General features: G+C 34.5%; 13 protein-coding genes. 8 read left to right on the top strand and 5 right to left on the bottom strand.

The genetic code is table 11. The annotated features are described in order from the left end of the window. Positions 1-6 precede the first annotated feature (6 nt). The 3 genes from rnc to G4D72_RS11220 all read right to left on the bottom strand — a co-directional run bounded on the left by rnc (position 7) and on the right by G4D72_RS11220 (position 2,444). On the bottom strand, positions 7-756 hold the full coding sequence (gene rnc / locus G4D72_RS11230) for a ribonuclease III (RefSeq protein WP_166077803.1): 750 nt from the start codon (positions 754-756) through the stop codon (positions 7-9). A gap of 3 nt (positions 757-759) precedes the next feature. Further along, positions 760-2,013: a beta-ketoacyl-ACP synthase II gene (fabF, locus tag G4D72_RS11225; protein WP_166077802.1), complete on the bottom strand. Its 1,254-nt coding sequence runs from the start codon at positions 2,011-2,013 to the stop codon at positions 760-762. A 194-nt stretch (positions 2,014-2,207) separates the two neighbouring features. Next, positions 2,208-2,444 (bottom strand): acyl carrier protein, encoded by a 237-nt coding sequence (locus G4D72_RS11220; protein WP_007137004.1) that lies wholly within the window; start codon positions 2,442-2,444, stop codon positions 2,208-2,210. Positions 2,445-2,689: 245 nt separating this feature from the next. Here G4D72_RS11220 and purN point away from each other — a divergent pair, with 245 nt between their 5' ends. The 7 genes from purN (at position 2,690) to G4D72_RS11185 (ending at position 9,297) form a co-directional block, all read left to right on the top strand. Continuing rightward, the gene (gene purN, locus G4D72_RS11215) at positions 2,690-3,259 is read left to right on the top strand and encodes a phosphoribosylglycinamide formyltransferase (protein ID WP_166077800.1); all 570 of its coding nucleotides are present in this window, start codon (positions 2,690-2,692) and stop codon (positions 3,257-3,259) included. Positions 3,260-3,273: 14 nt separating this feature from the next. Continuing rightward, a complete protein-coding gene (gene rnhA / locus G4D72_RS11210; protein ID WP_166077799.1) occupies positions 3,274-3,753 on the top strand; it encodes a ribonuclease HI in 480 nt (159 codons plus the stop codon). A 3-nt stretch (positions 3,754-3,756) separates the two neighbouring features. After that, complete coding sequence (locus tag G4D72_RS11205) at positions 3,757-4,839, top strand: sensor histidine kinase (protein WP_166077798.1); 1,083 nt, start codon at positions 3,757-3,759, stop codon at positions 4,837-4,839. Continuing rightward, positions 4,832-5,509 carry a response regulator gene (locus G4D72_RS11200; RefSeq protein ID WP_166077797.1) on the top strand — a complete coding sequence of 226 codons (678 nt, stop codon included), beginning with the start codon at positions 4,832-4,834 and terminating at the stop codon, positions 5,507-5,509. Before G4D72_RS11205 ends, G4D72_RS11200 begins: the two co-directional genes overlap by 8 nt. Before the next feature lie 216 nt (positions 5,510-5,725). Then, a complete protein-coding gene (locus G4D72_RS11195) occupies positions 5,726-7,702 on the top strand; it encodes a KUP/HAK/KT family potassium transporter (protein WP_166077796.1) in 1,977 nt (658 codons plus the stop codon). Beyond that, a complete protein-coding gene (locus G4D72_RS11190; protein ID WP_166077795.1) occupies positions 7,689-7,952 on the top strand; it encodes a hypothetical protein in 264 nt (87 codons plus the stop codon). The genes G4D72_RS11195 and G4D72_RS11190 overlap by 14 nt, the downstream gene beginning before the upstream one ends. Before the next feature lies 1 nt (position 7,953). Beyond that, complete coding sequence (locus tag G4D72_RS11185; RefSeq protein ID WP_166077794.1) at positions 7,954-9,297, top strand: outer membrane beta-barrel protein; 1,344 nt, start codon at positions 7,954-7,956, stop codon at positions 9,295-9,297. Positions 9,298-9,382: 85 nt separating this feature from the next. Here G4D72_RS11185 and thiL read toward each other — a convergent pair whose 3' ends face one another. Beyond that, a complete protein-coding gene (thiL, locus tag G4D72_RS11180; RefSeq protein WP_166077793.1) occupies positions 9,383-10,438 on the bottom strand; it encodes a thiamine-phosphate kinase in 1,056 nt (351 codons plus the stop codon). Positions 10,439-10,551: 113 nt separating this feature from the next. Next, positions 10,552-11,031, bottom strand: a complete 480-nt coding sequence (locus tag G4D72_RS11175; protein WP_235922498.1) for a regulatory protein RecX — start codon at positions 11,029-11,031, stop codon at positions 10,552-10,554. A 181-nt stretch (positions 11,032-11,212) separates the two neighbouring features. On the opposite strand from G4D72_RS11175, the gene G4D72_RS11170 reads away from it, so the two are divergent. Next, positions 11,213-18,010 carry a choice-of-anchor D domain-containing protein gene (locus G4D72_RS11170; protein WP_166077792.1) on the top strand — a complete coding sequence of 2,266 codons (6,798 nt, stop codon included), beginning with the start codon at positions 11,213-11,215 and terminating at the stop codon, positions 18,008-18,010. Positions 18,011-18,012: the final 2 nt, after the last annotated feature.

Here is an 18,012-nt window from a genome sequence, read left to right as displayed (position 1 = left end):
AAATTTTTACAATTTATTTTCAATTCTATCTTGTAAGGCAAAAAACGCTCTTTTGGAAGCAGTTTCTTCTGCTTTTTTCTTGGAAGTTGCTCTAGCTTTACTAATTACTTCATTGTCCATTAGTAGTTTAACTCCAAAATGTTTTACGCCTTCTTTTCCGTCGTCTTCAAAAACCTCAAATTTAAAATTGATTTTTTCTTTCTGACACCATTCGATAATTAAACTTTTATAGCTGATTACTTTGCCTTCTAAACGTGCAATATCAACATAGGGTTTGATGATTTTTTCGTGAATAAATTTTTCACAGTAAGGATACCCTTTGTCTAAGTAAATGGCACCTATGAAGGCTTCGCATAAATTTCCGTGAATGTTATCGCCAAAGTGCGAAGGACTAACTTTACTTTCGATAAATTGGACTAAATTGAAATCGCGACCTAATTCATTCAAGTGTTCTCTACTTACAATTTTAGATCGCATTTTGGTTAAATATCCTTCATCACCAGTTGGTACTTTTTTGTATAAATGTGCCGCAATTACACTGCCTAGCATAGCATCACCTAAAAACTCTAAGCGTTCATAACTAATGGGATAACCATTATCATCAACCTTGTTTGAAGAACGATGTGTAAAAGCATGTTTGTAAAATTCTTCAGCATTCGGTTTGAAACCTAAAATTTTGGTAATTTGTTCAAAAAAAACCCCGTCTTGGTTAGAAGATGGGGATTTTTTCAATATTTTTTTAAAAATTCTGCGCATGAATTATTCTTCAATTTTTTTGAAAAGTACACATGCATTGTGTCCACCAAATCCAAAAGTATTACTCATGGCTACTTTAATTTCTCTTTTTTGAGGAACATTTAAAGTTAAATTTAATGATGGATCGATATTTTCGTCTACAGTTGAGTGGTTAATTGTTGGGGGAACAATGCCGTGTTTCATAGCTAAAATTGAAGCAATAGCTTCGATAGCACCAGCAGCTCCTAACAAATGTCCTGTCATAGATTTTGTAGAATTGATATTAATTGTTTTCGCGTGATCACCAAAAACATGACTAATTGCCTTTAATTCAGCAACATCACCTAATGGAGTTGAAGTTCCGTGTGTGTTGATGTGATCTACATCTTCTGGTTTCATACCTGCATCACGTAGCGTATTTTCCATTACTGCAATCACTCCAATACCTTCTGGATGTGGAGCTGTTAAATGATACGCGTCTGATGACATTCCACCACCACCAACTTCACAATATATTTTTGCACCACGCGCTTTTGCGTGTTCGTATTCTTCAAAAACTAAAGCACCAGCACCTTCTCCTAATACAAATCCGTCTCTGTTCGCATCAAAAGGTCTTGAAGCGGTTTCAGGAGAATCATTTCTGGTTGATAAAGCTTGCATAGAGTTAAATCCTCCCATTCCTGCGATGGTAACAGCAGCTTCAGACCCACCAGACACAATTACATCACACATTCCTAAACGGATGTAGTTGAAAGCGTCAATCATAGCATTTGCTGAAGAAGCACAAGCAGAGACTGTGGTATAATTTGGTCCCATAAAACCATTTCTCATAGAAATATGAGCTGGAGCGATATCAGCAATCATTTTAGGAATAAAAAACGGATTGAAACGTGGAGTTCCATCACCGCTAGCATAACTTAGTACTTCTTCTTGGAAAGTCTCTAAACCACCAATTCCTGCACCCCAAATTACACCTACACGTTGTTTGTTTACATTAGAATCAGAAATTCCTGCATCTGCAATAGCTTGTTCACCAGCAACGATGGCATATTGCGCAAATTTATCCATACGTCTTGCTTCTTTTCTATCGATAAATTCTTCGATATTGAAGTTTTTTACTTCACAAGCAAATTTTGTTTTATGTTTTTCAGTGTCATAATACGTAATTGGAGCCGCGCCGCTTTTCCCGCTAATTAAGGCGTCCCAATATTCTTGAATGTTGTTTCCAATTGGAGTTAAAGCTCCAAGTCCTGTAACTACTACACGTTTTAATTGCATAAATTTTTTTTTAGTTATATAGAAAAACCCAATGTATCATATTATAAATAGAAACATTGGGTATTACATAAATGTCTTATGTTGAATGATTGTAATACAATCAATGTTTTTACAAATCTAAACAAAGATTTTTAAAAACAGAAACAAAAATAACAACATCCGTATAAAAATAAAATTACACGGATGAATGGTTATTATTTCTTAGCTTCTTCGATGTAAGAAATTGCTTGACCTACAGTAGCAATGTTTTCAGCTTGGTCGTCTGGAATTTGGATGTCAAATTCTTTTTCGAATTCCATAATAAGCTCTACAGTGTCTAATGAATCAGCACCTAAATCGTTAGTGAAGCTTGCTTCTGTTACTACTTCGTTTTCGTCAACACCTAATTTGTCCACGATAATCGCTTTTACTCTTGATGCAATGTCTGACATAATTTTTAATTTTTAATTTATTTGTTGGCAAAAATAAAAAACTTTATTTTAAAACAACATTTTTGTTAGTAAATATAACTACGAATTTATAAAAAAATCTTTCAATAGCCTAATTCTCTATTCTTTTCCGTTAAATTATTTTTTTATTTCTTCCGTTTTTTGTGTCTAAACCTAAAGGAATTTATACTTTTGTGTGAAATTTAGACGATTTATTACTGATATAAGTTGAAAAAAATGAGATTTAAATGAAAAAGATGGTACTTTTTGCTTCGGGCAATGGTTCAAATGCCGAAAACATTATGGCACATTTCGAGAAATCGGGTCAAGGAACTGTAGTCGGTGTGTTCACAAACAATTCAAATGCCAAAGTTATCGAAAGAGCTAAAAAATTTCAGATACCTACTTATATATTCAACAAAACCGAACTTTCAGACGACACGGTTCTTAATCAGTTGCAAGAACTACAACCCGATTTAATTGTACTTGCTGGTTTCTTGTTGAAATTTCCTATTCATATTATTAATGCTTTTCCCAATAAAGTGATTAATATTCATCCGGCTTTGTTACCTAATTATGGTGGAAAAGGAATGTATGGCATACATGTACACCAAGCCGTTTTAGAAAATAAAGAGAAAGAAACCGGAATCACCGTACATTATGTAAACGAACATTTTGATGAAGGCGAATTTATTTTTCAAGCCAACATAAATATTGAAAATTGTTCGTCAGCAGAAGAAATCGCACAAAAAATTCACGAATTGGAAAGGGAACATTTTCCGAAAGTGATAGCTACACTTCTAACTTCTAACTTTTAACTTCCAACTTCAACATGTCTTACCAAGTTCACATATACACAGATGGCGCTGCCAAAGGAAATCCCGGTCCAGGCGGTTATGGTGTGGTGATGGAAATGGTAGGCACACCTTATAAAAAAGAGTTTTATGAAGGATTCCGCCATACTACTAATAATAGAATGGAATTATTAGCGGTTATAGTTGGTTTGGAGAAATTGAAAAATTTAAAAACGAATGTTTTAGTAGTTTCCGATTCTAAATATGTGGTAGATTCCGTAGAAAAAGGTTGGGTTTTTGGTTGGGAAAAAAAACACTTCAAAGACAAAAAAAATCCAGATCTGTGGATGCGATTTCTCAAAATTTACCGCCAACATAATGTGAAATTCATGTGGGTAAAAGGCCATAATAGTCACCCTCAAAACGAACGTTGCGACGAATTAGCGGTTATGGCATCACAACAAAAAAAATTAAATATTGATACTTTTTACGAAACTGAAGAGCAAAAATTAATGTAATTGATGATATCAAAAGCAATTCATAATCAAAAACATAACATCATAAATCAGAGTGTAATTGCTTTGATTATGGTAATTCTTGTGTCGGTTTCTTGCTATTTTTTCAGTGCATTTATAGGTTATAAAGTCGTTGCTTTTATCTTACTAATGACAGTTTCTATTTTAGCGATGTTGTTTGAAATTGTCCCCGTTTTACTAGCCGCAACACTTAGTGCTTTAATTTGGAATTTCTTTTTTATTCAACCGATTTATACCTTTCATATTAGCAATTCGGAAGATATGCTCATGTTTTTAATGTATTTTTTGGTAGCTTTTGTGAATACCGTTTTAACAGTTAAAATTAAGAAAATGGAGAAAAAAGCTCGTGACAAAGAAGAAAAAGAAAAAACGATAAAGCTTTACAATACGTTATTAAATTCGCTTTCACACGAGTTAAGAACGCCCATTTCTACTATTATTGGTTCGGCAGATATGCTTCTAGAATATGATGCAAAATTAACTTCTGAAAATAGAAAATCGTTACTCAGCGAAATTGAAATTGCAGGCTTGAAATTAAATGATCAGGTTGAAAACCTTTTAAACATGAGTCGACTCGAATCCGGAATTTTACAACTTAAATTGGATTGGTGCGATGTGAACGAACAAATCCGATTGGTCATTCAAAATCATTTTTTATCGAATCCCAGAATCCTTTTTGAAGAAGAAGAAAATTTCCCAATCTGTAAATTAGATATCGGAATTTTAGAACAAATTTTAATCAATTTAATTCGAAATGCACTTTTGTATACTGCCGATAATTGTACGGTTACGATTTCAATACAAGTAAAAGAGGAAGTTTTACTTTTATCTGTTGCCGATAACGGGAAAGGAATTCCTTCAGAACATTTACCAGAAATTTTCGATAAATTTTACAGAGTGCCCAATACAATTACTGGCGGAACAGGTTTAGGCTTGTCTATTGTGAAAGGTTTTGTGGAAGCTCAAAACGGAACAATTGCAGTTAAAAACACCATTCCGAACGGACTAAAATTTGATATTTTTGTACCTGTTGAAATTACTTATGTAAACCAATTAAAAAATGAATAAGGCCGAAATACTTGTCATTGATGACGAAGCTCAAATTAGAAAATTACTCGAAATTACTTTGGAGAGTAACGATTTTAAAGTCATCCAAGCCGAAACAGGTAAACAAGGTATTTTGTTAGCCGCCAATCATTCACCCGATTTAATTTTGTTAGATTTAGGTTTGCCCGATAAAAGTGGTCACGAAATTTTAAAGGAATTACGAACTTGGTATACGAAATCCATTATCATTCTTTCTGTAATTGACCAAGAAGAAGATATCGTAAAGGCCTTAGATAACGGAGCTACCGATTATTTAACGAAACCGTTCAGAAATGCCGAATTAATGGCCAGAATTCGTGCAGCTATCCGAAGAAATACTTCTGAAAATAATGCAGTTATTTCTCAGTTTAACGATTTAGAAATTGATGTCGTGGCGAGAACCGTAAAGAAAAACAACGAATTCTTAAAACTGACTTCTACAGAATTTAATTTACTAGCACTTTTCATTAAAAACGAAGGTCGCGTACTTACACATCAATACATTTTAAAAGAAATTTGGGGTGTAGGTTCGCAAACTGAAACGCAATATTTACGGGTTTTCGTGGGAACACTTCGTAAAAAAATCGAAGAAAATCCCAATCATCCGATTCATATTATTACCGAAAGTGGTGTGGGATACCGTTTTCAATAAAACTAAACTTGTCAAGCTGAACTCGTTTCAGCTTCTTTATTAACTAGTTTAGAAGAGAATCGATTTTGAGTTAAGTTCAGAATGATAAAAACATTCAAAATTTTACGATACCAAACGAGTTTAATCTTTATATTTTCTTTATACCAACCCTTCGTTTCTTTATATTTTACCAATAGCTTTCGCCCGAACTTTGTACCATAAATTTTTAATATTATTATGGAAACAAAACTCGGCATACCAAGTAAAGTTACAGCAGCTTCTTTACTGGTAGCGTTAGGAATTATTTATGGCGATATCGGAACCAGTCCGCTTTACGCCTTAAAAGCAGTAATTGGAACAAGAAAAATCGATGAAATTTTAGTGTATGGCGGACTTTCAGCCATCTTTTGGACATTAATTTTACAAACTTCAATTAAGTATATTTGGCTCACGTTAAAAGCCGATAACAATGGAGAAGGTGGAATTTTCTCTTTGTATGCTTTAGTAAAAAGATATGGAAAAAAATTAGTCATTCCAGCTGTTTTAGGAGCCACCACTCTTTTAGCGGATGGAATTATCACACCGCCCATTTCTGTGGCATCAGCCGTTGAAGGTTTAGGAATGGTGAACGGCTTACAAGATGTTATTGTGGCAGGAAATAATGTAGTGGTGGGTTTAGTAGTGGTAATTTTATCGTTGCTTTTCTTTTTTCAACGCTTCGGAACTCAAGTCATTGGAAGGTTTTTCGGACCTATTATGCTGGTTTGGTTTAGCATGCTTTTCTTTGCAGGTTTAAATCAGATATTAATTCATCCTGATATTTTAAAAGCTTTAAGTCCTGTTTATGCCTATGAAATGTTAACACAATATCCGCAAGGTTTTTGGTTGTTAGGTTCAGTATTCTTATGTACAACAGGAGCGGAAGCCTTGTATTCCGATTTAGGCCATTGTGGTATCAAAAACATTCGCATCAGTTGGATTTTTGTAAAAACCAGTTTGGTTACAGCTTATTTAGGGCAAGCAGCTTGGTTAATGCATCAAAATGAAGCCTTTTTAAATGGGAGAAATCCGTTTTTCGAAATCATGCCAACTTGGTTTTTATTGCCAAGTATCATCATTGCGACATTAGCTACCGTTATCGCTTCTCAAGCTTTAATAAGTGGAAGTTATACCTTAATTAATGAAGCCATCAACTTAAATTTCTGGCCTCGAGTTGCGGTGCGTCAACCTTCAGAATTGAAAGGACAAATTTATATTCCAAGTGTGAATAATGTCCTTTGGTTTGGTTGTGTTCTGATGATTTTATATTTCCGTTCTTCGGAACATATGGAAGCCGCTTATGGTTTTTCAATTACCATTACCATGATGATGACTACCTTATTATTGGGTTATTTTTTAAGATACAGATTAAAATGGAATAAATATGCCGTTTTTTTAGTGGTTGGATTATTTGCGATTGTAGAAACGTCTTTTTTTATTGCGAATGTGGCAAAAATTAAAGAAAGATGGATGTTCTTATTTTTCGAATTAGGCATATTTATGGTGATGTACATTTGGTACGAAGCCAGAAAAATTCATAACCGATACACTAAGTTTACCGAATTAGGAAAATACAGCACGCAACTAGCCGCATTAAGTGAAGACGATAGTATTCCAAAATTCGCAACCCATTTGATTTATCTTTCTAAAGCGGATAGAAGACATCAGGTGGAAGAAAAAATTATCAAATCCATTTTAGCAAAAAAGCCGAAACGTGCCGATGTGTATTGGTTTTTGCATCTAAATCGAACCAATGAACCGTATACGTTAACTTATAACGTTTCTGAGTTAGTTGATGATAAAGTAATAAAAGTTAACATCAATGTAGGCTTCAGAATTCAACCTAAAACCGAATTGTATTTCAAAAAAATCGTACAAGAATTGGTAGCGAATAAAGAATTAAACTTACACATCCGACCAGATGGTTCTTCGAAATATAACAACGAACCCGATTTCAAATTCGTGGTGATTGAAAAATACCTTTCCGTTGAAAATGAGTTCAGTATTAAAGACAGTTTACTCTTAAATACCTACAATTATTTAAAACATTTCGGAATTAGCGATGAAAAAGCCTTCGGTTTAGATAAAAGTGACGTAATTATTGAACAAGTTCCATTGTTGTATCAACCCATCTCAAATATTGATTTAACCAGAGAAGAAGATGCTGCTAGATAAATCGAAAATTTTATATGACAAATTAGATGCGGTTTCAAATAAAAAAGTGAAGCTGCATCTTTCGAATCAAGAAATCAAAATCGGTTTTTTAGTTGGTTTTTTTCACAGTGATTCCTTTTTTGTAGAACGCTGGATTTTTCAGGAAGCGGAAGAAGAAGCGGTTTTTAATCCAGAAGAAGGCGAAATCATTAAACATAAAGACATCTTAGAAGTATTCTTCTTTGATGATAACTTACAAATACTTTTTTAACATGAAACAAAATATAATTTTTACTTTGATGCTTTTCGTGTCAATCTTTTCAAATGCTCAAACCAATACGGATTCTATACAAAAGAAGATTCCGTTTGAAAACTACAATACGACTTGGATCAACGGACAAAATCGTCAAAAAGATTTCCCATTAGTTTTAAAAGATAAATCGGGCGAAACCATTTTAACTGGAGTAGTGTATTTAGACGGACATTTCAATTACAATTTTGCGCAACCCAAAGACAATACACAAACTATTTCAGCGGTTACCGCAAGAAGTAACGAGTTCAGTTTGGCTTTAGCAAGTATCGGAATTGAATCGAATTATAAAAATACGATTGGTCGTTTGTGGTTGCAAACTGGAAGTATGATAAACATCATTCAAGAAACCGACGGCTCTGTAACTAGAGGAAGAAATACAAGTACCGGAAACTTAAAATTCATAAGAGAAGCCGCAGCAGGTTATCATTTTGATGTAAATTATGGTTTGAATGTAGAAATGGGAATTTTCATGAGTTATATTGGCTTGGAAAGTTATTTAACGCAAGAAAATTGGAGTTACCAACGAAGTATGGTTTGTGATTTTACCCCATTTTATTTTCAAGGAGCAAGGGTACAATATTATCCAACTAAAAACTACAAAACAGAGCTATGGATTTTAAACGGATGGCAATCGTACAACAGTTGGAGCAAACATCCTGGAGTTGGAAATTCTAATTATTACCGACCAAATGAAAACCTTCAATTAGTAGCGAATTTTTACTACGGAAAAGACAGTAAAAGTGGTACGCCAGAATTATCTAACATTACTCGTTTTCATCATGATAATAGTATCGTGTACCGATATTTTAAACCTGAAAACAAAAAAAGAGGGTTGTCTCAAGCCGCTTTTAGTCTAAACAACCACTATGGTTTTCAGCAAGGCGATGGTGTAAAAGCTAAAGATAATTTTATGGCTGGAACTTCTTTTGTGAACCGCTTATGGTTTAACAATAACAAAATTGGATTGACCACTCGTTTCGATTATGTAACCAATCCTGGAGGTTATTTATCTTTCAATCCAGCGCAATCTGGAAATGTTCCAAACGATTATGAAGTGGCAATTTCAAATGGAGAAAAATTAAACATGAAACAGTTAAGCGCGACTTTAGATTTTATGCCAAGCGATTTCGTAACGTTCCGAATTGAATATGCTTACAGAAATGCAAGTATTCCGTATTTCACTGGAAGCGGTGGAACAACATCACAAACCGGATTTTCAAATGATATAGTAGACCCAACATGGAAAGCCGATTTGGTAAAAAATGAAAACAGAATTATTTTAGCAGTGAATTTTAGATTGTAACCAATTAAAAAAGACCTGACGGATTTTAGAAATCATTCAGGTCTTTTTTTAGATACTGAAACACTTTCAGTATGACAAAATTGATTTATTCTTGTTCTTCCAATAAACTGTTCCAACCTCTAGCTTTTAATTCTATTTTAGTGTTGGCACGAGTCACTAAATGCATGCCTTCACTTTCTGCGACCATGTGACCGATAATAGTGAAGTTAGGATTGTGTTTTATTTTTTCGAAATCGTCCATTTTTATCGTGAAAAGCAATTCGTAATCTTCACCACCGTTTAAAGCAATTGTAGTGATGTCTACATTAAATTCTTCACAAACATTTATCAATTGTGGATCCACCGGAATTTTTTCTTCATATAAATTACAACCTAATTTACTTTGTTTGCAGATGTGCATGATTTCAGAGGACAAACCATCCGAAATATCAATCATAGCAGTCGGTTTAATTTCTAATTTTTCTAGTAATTCTTTTACGTCATTTCTGGCTTCAGGCTTCAATTGACGTTCAATTAAATAGGTGTAATCGTCTAAAACAGGTTGGTTGTTCGGGTTCACTTGAAAGACTTGTTTTTCTCTTTCTAAAACTTGTAAGCCCATGTAAGCAGCACCCAAATCGCCCGAAACTACTAATAAATCCGTTTGTTGTGCGCCACTTCTGTATGCGATTTCATCCAAATTTGCTTCACCAATTGCTGTAATACTTATGATTAATCCTTTCTGAGAAGAAGTCGTATCGCCACCAATTACATCTACGTTATAGGTGTTAGCTGCTAAAGTAATTCCTGCAAAAAGTTCTTCCAAAGCTTCTAAAGGAAAACGATTCGAAACGGCAACAGAAACGGTAACCTGAGTTGGCACTGCATTCATCGCACAAATATCAGAAACATTAGTTACGATCGCTTTGTAACCTAAATGTTTTAAAGGCATGTAGCTTAAATCAAAATGCACGCCTTCTACCAATAAATCTGTGGAAACTACTACTTTCTTATCTTTAAAATCTAAAACAGCCGCATCGTCACCAATACTTTTAAGTGTGCTTTCTTGATTAATTTGAAAATGTTTGGTTAAATGTTCAATTAATCCGAATTCACCTAAACTGGCCAAACTGGTTCTTTTTTGATCTTTATTTTCTAACATCGAATTTTAATTTTTGCAAAGATAGGAAATTAATGTGCCAATATTTTAATGTGTCAATTCGCCAATTGGTTTTTATCTTTGGCATATTGAAAATGGAGCAAATGTCTAATTTTTTACTTGTCTAATTCTCTTAGTTTTTCGAAGATTAAATTAGTTTCATAGCCTTTTCTGAGTAAGAAATCAACGAATTTTTTATTCTTTTTTTGTCCTTTTCGTTCTTTGCTGCTTTCCCAGTTTTTTTCGGCAAGCGCATGAAAATTTTGAAGATATAGTTCAAAAGGCAATTCTAACAAGGCCAAATCTATATTTCTTTTAGAGATTTCTCTGAATTTTAATTCTTGAATAATTCTAACTTTTCCCCAACCTTTATAATTGTGTTTACCACGTGTAAAACTTTTAGCAAACCGTTCTTCATCGATATATTTGTTTTCGATAAGATGTACAATAATTTTCTCTTTTACTTCTGGAATTAACATGAAATTTTTGAGTTTTTGTTCCACTTCTTTATGACAACGGTCTTGATAAGAACAAAAATATTCCAATTTACTAATTACCTCATTTGTAGTATGTTCAGTGTTTTTGGGCGTTTCCAATTTGTTAACAATTTATTCATGTAAATATTTTACAAAAATAAGGTTAAAATTATATTTTTGCGTAAATTTGATGCCCTTTGTTTAAAAAACACAAAGGAATAGTAAAAATAAAGAAAGATTATTAATTTTCTTAGTGTTTTTATGAAAAATACTATGCAAGCATAATAAAACCCCCTTTGAAATGAAAAACAACTACATTACAAAATTTACCTTATTTTTAGCTGCCTTTTTATGCTCTTTTTTGAGTTGGGGGCAGGTTAATATTACCGCTACTGGTAATTACACTCAAGATTTTAATACTTTAACAAATGCAGGAACCGCTGTCCCATGGGTTGACGATAGTACCATTGCAAGTTGGTATTCGCAAAGAACAGGAACAGGGACTACCTATGCAGCAAATACAGGGACTACAGCTACTGGAAATTTATATAGTTTTGGTGAAGGGGTAGTGTCTTTGGAAAGAGCTTTAGGCTCAATTGGTTCTGGAAACGCCGCTGCTGGTAGTTTTGCTCATGGTTTATTACTTAGAAATACATCTGGTACAACTGTTACGAACTTATCTGTTGCATACACGGGAGAACAATGGAGAAGGGAAAATGTAACATCTCAATCTATTACATTTTGGTATAGAATTTCATCAAGTCCGATTACGGCTCTAACTCCAAACAATAATACAGGATGGACAGCAGTAACAGTTTTAAATTTTATTAGTCCACAAAACTCTGCAGCTGCTAGTTCATTAAACGGAAATTTAGCTGTAAATAGAGTTGTTATTCCTTCAACTGCTATTCCATCATTAAATCTTGCATCAGGAGATTACATAATGTTAAGATGGCTAGATCCTGACCATACGGGTAATGATCACGGTTTAGCAATAGATGATGTGAATGTGTCATGGACAGTTTCTAATGACGCCGTAGACTACTGTAATTTACAATTTCCTTCAGCTGCAACTATTATTGAAGGCGGAACGGTTTCAGTTTTTGCACAAGTTTACGAACCCGGAGTTACAGAAGCTACGGGACAAGGCGCAGGGATTCTGGCTGAGATAGGATATAGCACAACAAATACAGACCCAAGTGGTGCTGGTTGGACATGGTTACCAGCTACATTCAACACGCAGGTTGGAAATAATGATGAATTTACTACTGCTTTAGGTGCTGGTTTAGCGCCAGGTACTTATTATTATGCCTCACGTTTTCAATTAAATGGTGGGCCTTTCCGTTATGGTGGTTTTCCAAATGGTTTTTGGAATGGAACTACACAAACAAGTGGTGTGTTAACGGTTAATCCGTCTGTGGTAGATTATGCAAATGTTCAATTTCCAGCCAATGGAACTATTGTTTCAGGTGGTAATTTTACCGTATTTGCACAAGTTTACGAACCCGGAGTTACAGAAGCTGCCGGACAAGGCGCAGGGATTTTGGCTGAGATAGGATATAGCACAGCAAATACAGACCCAAGTGGTGGAGGCTGGACTTGGGTACCGGCTACATTTAATGTACAATCAGGAAATAATGATGAATATCAAGCAGAAATTGGTTCCACTTTACCAGCAGGAACCTATTATTATGCCTCAAGATTTCAGTTAGGAATAGGAGCTTTTAGATATGGTGGTTATAACGGCGGTTTTTGGAATGGTACAACTAATGTAAATGGAGTTTTAACTGTTACAGCTCCAGAAATTAATGTACAAGGAAATGGTACTTCAATTGTAGATGGCGATGTTACACCAATATTAGCAGACGATACCAACTTTGGTAGTACAACTGTTTCAACAAATATTACTAAAACTTTTACGATTCAAAATATAGGAACAGCTAATTTAACTGTTTCAAATGTTGCTTTAACAACAGGGTCGGTTTTTGCGGTTAGTGGAATTACGTTACCTGCGACAATTACAGCAGGAAGTTCTACAACTTTTACGATCACTTTTAATAGTGCTTTAGTTGGTGTTTTTAATGATGTAGTCACTATTACAAATAATGATAGCAACGAATCTAGCTATGATTTTGCCATTAGAGCAGAAGCCACAGCATTGGTAGTGAATTGTGGAGATTTATTTATATCGGAATATATAGAAGGAAGTAGTAATAATAAAGCGATTGAAATTTATAATCCAACCGCAGCTCCAATTAATTTAGCTACTTACGATTTAGTTTATTATAGTAATGGAAGTGCAACTGTAACTGGAACATTTGCGTTAACAGGAACCATTCCTGCTTATGGAACACATGTTGTTAGTAATTCAAGTGCTTCTGCTGCAATTTTAGCAGTAGCAAACCAAACAACAGCTAGTTTAGTCTTAACTTTTAATGGTGATGATGCTATTGCGTTAAGAAAATCAGGGGTAAACATTGATGTTATTGGTCAAATTGGAAATGATCCGGGTACTGAATGGGGTGCGGGAAATCAATCCACAGCAGATAATACCATAATCAGAAATTTTGCAGTTCAAGCAGGAGATATTAATGGTGCCGATGCATTTAATCCAGTAACAGAATGGACAGGTTTTGCTACAGATTACATTGCAGATTTAGGAACACATTCTAACTCATGTGCACCACCAATGCCAGAAATAAATGTTCAAGGAAATTCGGTTACTATTCTTGATGGAGATGTTACACCAATTGTTGGTGACGATACTAATTTCGGTTCTGCAGATATTGCAGGCGGAACGATCGTAAAAACCTTCACGATTCAAAACATAGGAACAGCAGATTTAACAATTGGTGCTATTTCATTTACTGGAACTCACGCTGCAAATTTCACGCTAACAACTCCGCCTTCAGGAACTGTTGCTGCTGGTGGTTCTACTACATTCCAAGTAACATTTGATCCGACAATTGTAGGAACTCACAATGCAGAGATAGTAATTATGAATAATGACTCCAATGAAAACCCATACAATTTTGCTTTAATCGGAACTGGATTTGCTACTCCAAATATAGTATTAAGTTCTTCGAATCCGGCTACTGCGGCGTCTAACATCACACAAGGAACAATAAATAACGTTATTTATGCTTTTAACTTAGCCGTAACAAATGCAGATGCTACTTTAAATTCAGTGGTATTTAATACTTCTGGCATTTATGCAGCTTCAAATATCACCAATTTTAAATTGTGGTATTCTACTGATGCTACTTTTAACAGCACATTAGACATTACTTTAGATAATGAAACAGCGGCTCTAGGGATTGGCGCACATACCTTTACAGGTTTTACAAGATTAATTACTAATGGTAGTACAGGATATTTCTTTATTACTACCGATATTCCTTGTTCTTCAACAGCAGGCAATACCATTGTTGTTGATGCCATTACTACTGCCGATTTAACATTTGTATTAGGAAATAAATCAGGTACAGCATTTGCAAGTGGGACACACACAATACAAAGTGCGATTCCAAATAATGTGACTGGCGCGGTGACTTCAGTTTGTGAAAACGGAACAGCTACAATTAGTTGGACTGCTCCATTAGGCTGTAGCGATAATGTTTTAGTGTTTGCAACAAACAGTGCCTTTTCAACAGCTACCCCAGTAGGAAACGGTGGTGCTTATACAGACAATTCAATTTTCGGTTCTGGAACCGCATTTGATGGAGGATTTACAGTTTTTAAAGGAACTGGAACTTCAGTAACTGTTACAGGTCTAACGAATGGGACGACATATGTTTTCAAAATTTTTACTAGAAACGATTTAAATTGGAGTAATGGTACAGAAGTTTCTTGTACTCCTACTTTGGCATACTGTGCTTCAGGCGCAACTTCAAGTTTAGATTCTGAAATTGAAAATGTAACTTTAGTAGGATTTTCTTCTACGATTTCAAATAATACAACAAATGTTTGTACAACAGGTGTAAATAATTTTACAGCCTTAAGTGCTGATTTGCAAGTAGGCGGAACTTACACTGTAGCAGTTGAGTTTGGAGATTGTAGTGATGGTGCTCAATTTGATGGCGCCGGAGGAGTTTGGATCGATTGGAATAATGATGGAGATTTTTTAGACGCCAATGAAACAATTGGTACTGCAGACATAGCAATGACAGCTACAGATACTAATGTAATACAAAATTTTATTATCAATGTTCCTGCAGGACAGCCTATTGGCAATTATAGAATGCGAATTGTTCAAACGGAGGCAGCTACTTCTGCAGCCGTTTCACCTTGTGGGACATTTACATATGGTTCTACTGAAGATTATACGGTTCAAGTAATTAATGCATGTGTTCCTTCACATACTGTTTCTTCATTTACTCCAACTTCAGGACCTGTAGGAACTGAAGTTACAATTAATGGAACAAATTTAACTGGTGCAACTGTAACCTTTTCAGGTATTAATGCTACAATTCTTTCTAATGACGGATCAACCATTGTGGCAGTTATCCCATCTGGTGCAATTACAGGATTGTTAACAGTTTCAGATAGTCAACCATGTGCTGTTAACAATAGTTTTACAATAATTACTAATGATACTTCTTCTTGTGAAGGGGTCTCTGCAGTAACTACAGATTTAATTATTTACGATATTCACGACGAGCAAACAGGTTCTGGCGGTTTTATTACATTATACAATGGAACAGCTAGTACAGTAGATTTAACCAATTATAGTATTTGGAGAGCGGGAGATTATGGTGTTACTTATACTGATTATGCGAATTTAACAGGCACAATTGCTCCTGGTGCATTAGGTATATTAAAGGTATCTGTAGCTAGTTGCGGACCAGCATCAACAAACGGAACAATTGATGGTGGTTTTAATCAGAATGATGGTATACAATTAAGAAATGCAACTGGCTCAGTTGTTATCGATGATGTGCAAACATATGTTACAGGTCCAGGTTATTACATGGTAAGAAATTCAGGTGCGTTGAATGCTAGAACTACTTTCGTAGCAGCAGATTGGAATACTATTCCTCTTGGCCCAGGCGTTTGTTACCCAAGTGCTGGTTTAATTTTACCTACAGGAAGTACACCTCCAACTGTAACTACTCAGCCAAATTATTCATCATCATGTGGAGCTACTTCAGTAGTTTTAAGTACAGCAGGTACAGAAGGTTTTGCAGGTGGAAATCCTTTAGCTTATCAATGGTTTTTTGCAGCACCTGGAAATGCTTCATGGACAGCTGTTTCAGATGGTGGAATTTACAGCGGTGCAACAACTGCTTCTTTAAGTATTTCTTCTATTTCTGGAGTTTTAAATTATCAGTATTACTGTCAAATAAGAGAAAATACAGCTACTTGTTATTCGGCTACAAATGCTGTAAAAATCACAGATAACAACCCGTCAATTTGGAATGGAACTGCTTGGATAGGTGGCGCTCCAACAATTACCAGACCAGTAATAATTGATGGTACATATGTTACTGGAACGAATGGAAATTTTAGTTGTTGTAGTCTAACGGTAAATGCCGCAAGATCTTTAACTATTTCATCAGGAGGTTATGTGGAAGTTCAAAACGGTATAACTAATAACGGAAATTTAGATGTATTAAGTGATGGTTCATTAGTACAAATTAATGATGCAGCTGTAAATTCTGGAAATATAAATTACAACAGAACTACTAATATTAGAAGATATGATTATGTGTATTGGTCTTCTCCTGTTGCAGGTTTTTCTAGTGCTGCGATATCTCCAGCAACCTCTTTAAATTTGCAGTTGTTTTGGACCCCAACAATAAGTTCAAACACCAATGGGTTTGGAAACTGGTCTTTTGCCAACGAAACAATGGTTCTAGGAAAAGGGTATGCAATAAGAGGTCCTAATAATTATTCTATATCTACTTTAGCGAATTATACAGCTACTTTTACAGGTATTCCTAACAATGGATTAATATCTATACCAATTAGCAGAGGAACTTGGAATGGTGGTACTTATTCTACTGGAGTTTCTACAACATTAGGAACAGACGAAGATGATAACTGGAATTTAGTAGGTAATCCGTATCCATCAGCTATTAACGCCATAGACTTTTTAACTTTAAATACCAACATCGCAGGTTTTGTTAATATTTGGACACACGGGACATTACCTTCTACCGCAATTGCAGATCCATTTTATAATAATTATGATTATAATTATACACCTGGCGATTACATCACTTATAATGCATCGGGAGCATCAAGTGGTCCAGGTATGTTTAATGGTTCTATTGCCGGTGGTCAAGGATTTTTTGTTTCGATGTTACATGGTACAGCAGCTACAACTGAAAACTTAATTTTTAATAATTCACTTAGAAATAGAGTTTATAATAACAGCCAGTTTTTTAGAAATTCAAATTCAGTAGAAAATCAAACTATTAGCTTAGAAAGAAATAGAATTTGGATTGATTTAATTGCTTCTTCTGGTTCAAGTACTAGAGCAATGATAGGATATATAGAAAACGCAACAAATGATAAAGACAGGTTATTTGATGCTTTTTCTAATGAAAAACTAGCGTTCAATATTTTCTCTTTAATAGAAGATGAAAAAATGCTTATTCAAGGGAAATCACTTCCATTTAATGAAAACGACAAAGTAAAAATTGGTGTGAATATACCTCAAGATGGCTTATACAAAATAGGTATAGCGGCGGTTGATGGTTTGTTTACAAATACAAATCAAAATATTTATTTAGAAGATAAGTTGTTAAATGTGATTTATGATTTAAGAACCGCACCTTATTCATTTATGGCAACTAAAGGCGCTATAATAGACAGATTTGTAATTAGATATACAAATGAAGCTGTTTTATCAAATGCTACATTTAACTCAAATAATAATATAGTAGTCGTTTCAAATGAAGATTTAAGCATAAAAAGTCAAAGCAGTAAGGTTGCAAAAGTGACTATTTATGATGTTTTAGGAAGAAAATTATATGAAAAAGACAAAGTTAATTCAAGTAATTTTATTGTGCCAGTTAGCAAACGAAATACCACATTGTTGATTGAAATAACACTTGATAACGGGATCAAACAAATTATTAAAACCATCTATTAATT

The sequence above is a fragment of the Flavobacterium difficile genome, assembly GCF_011392115.1.
Lineage (GTDB): Bacteria > Bacteroidota > Bacteroidia > Flavobacteriales > Flavobacteriaceae > Flavobacterium > Flavobacterium difficile.
This window is presented reverse-complemented; position numbering and strand designations above follow the sequence as displayed.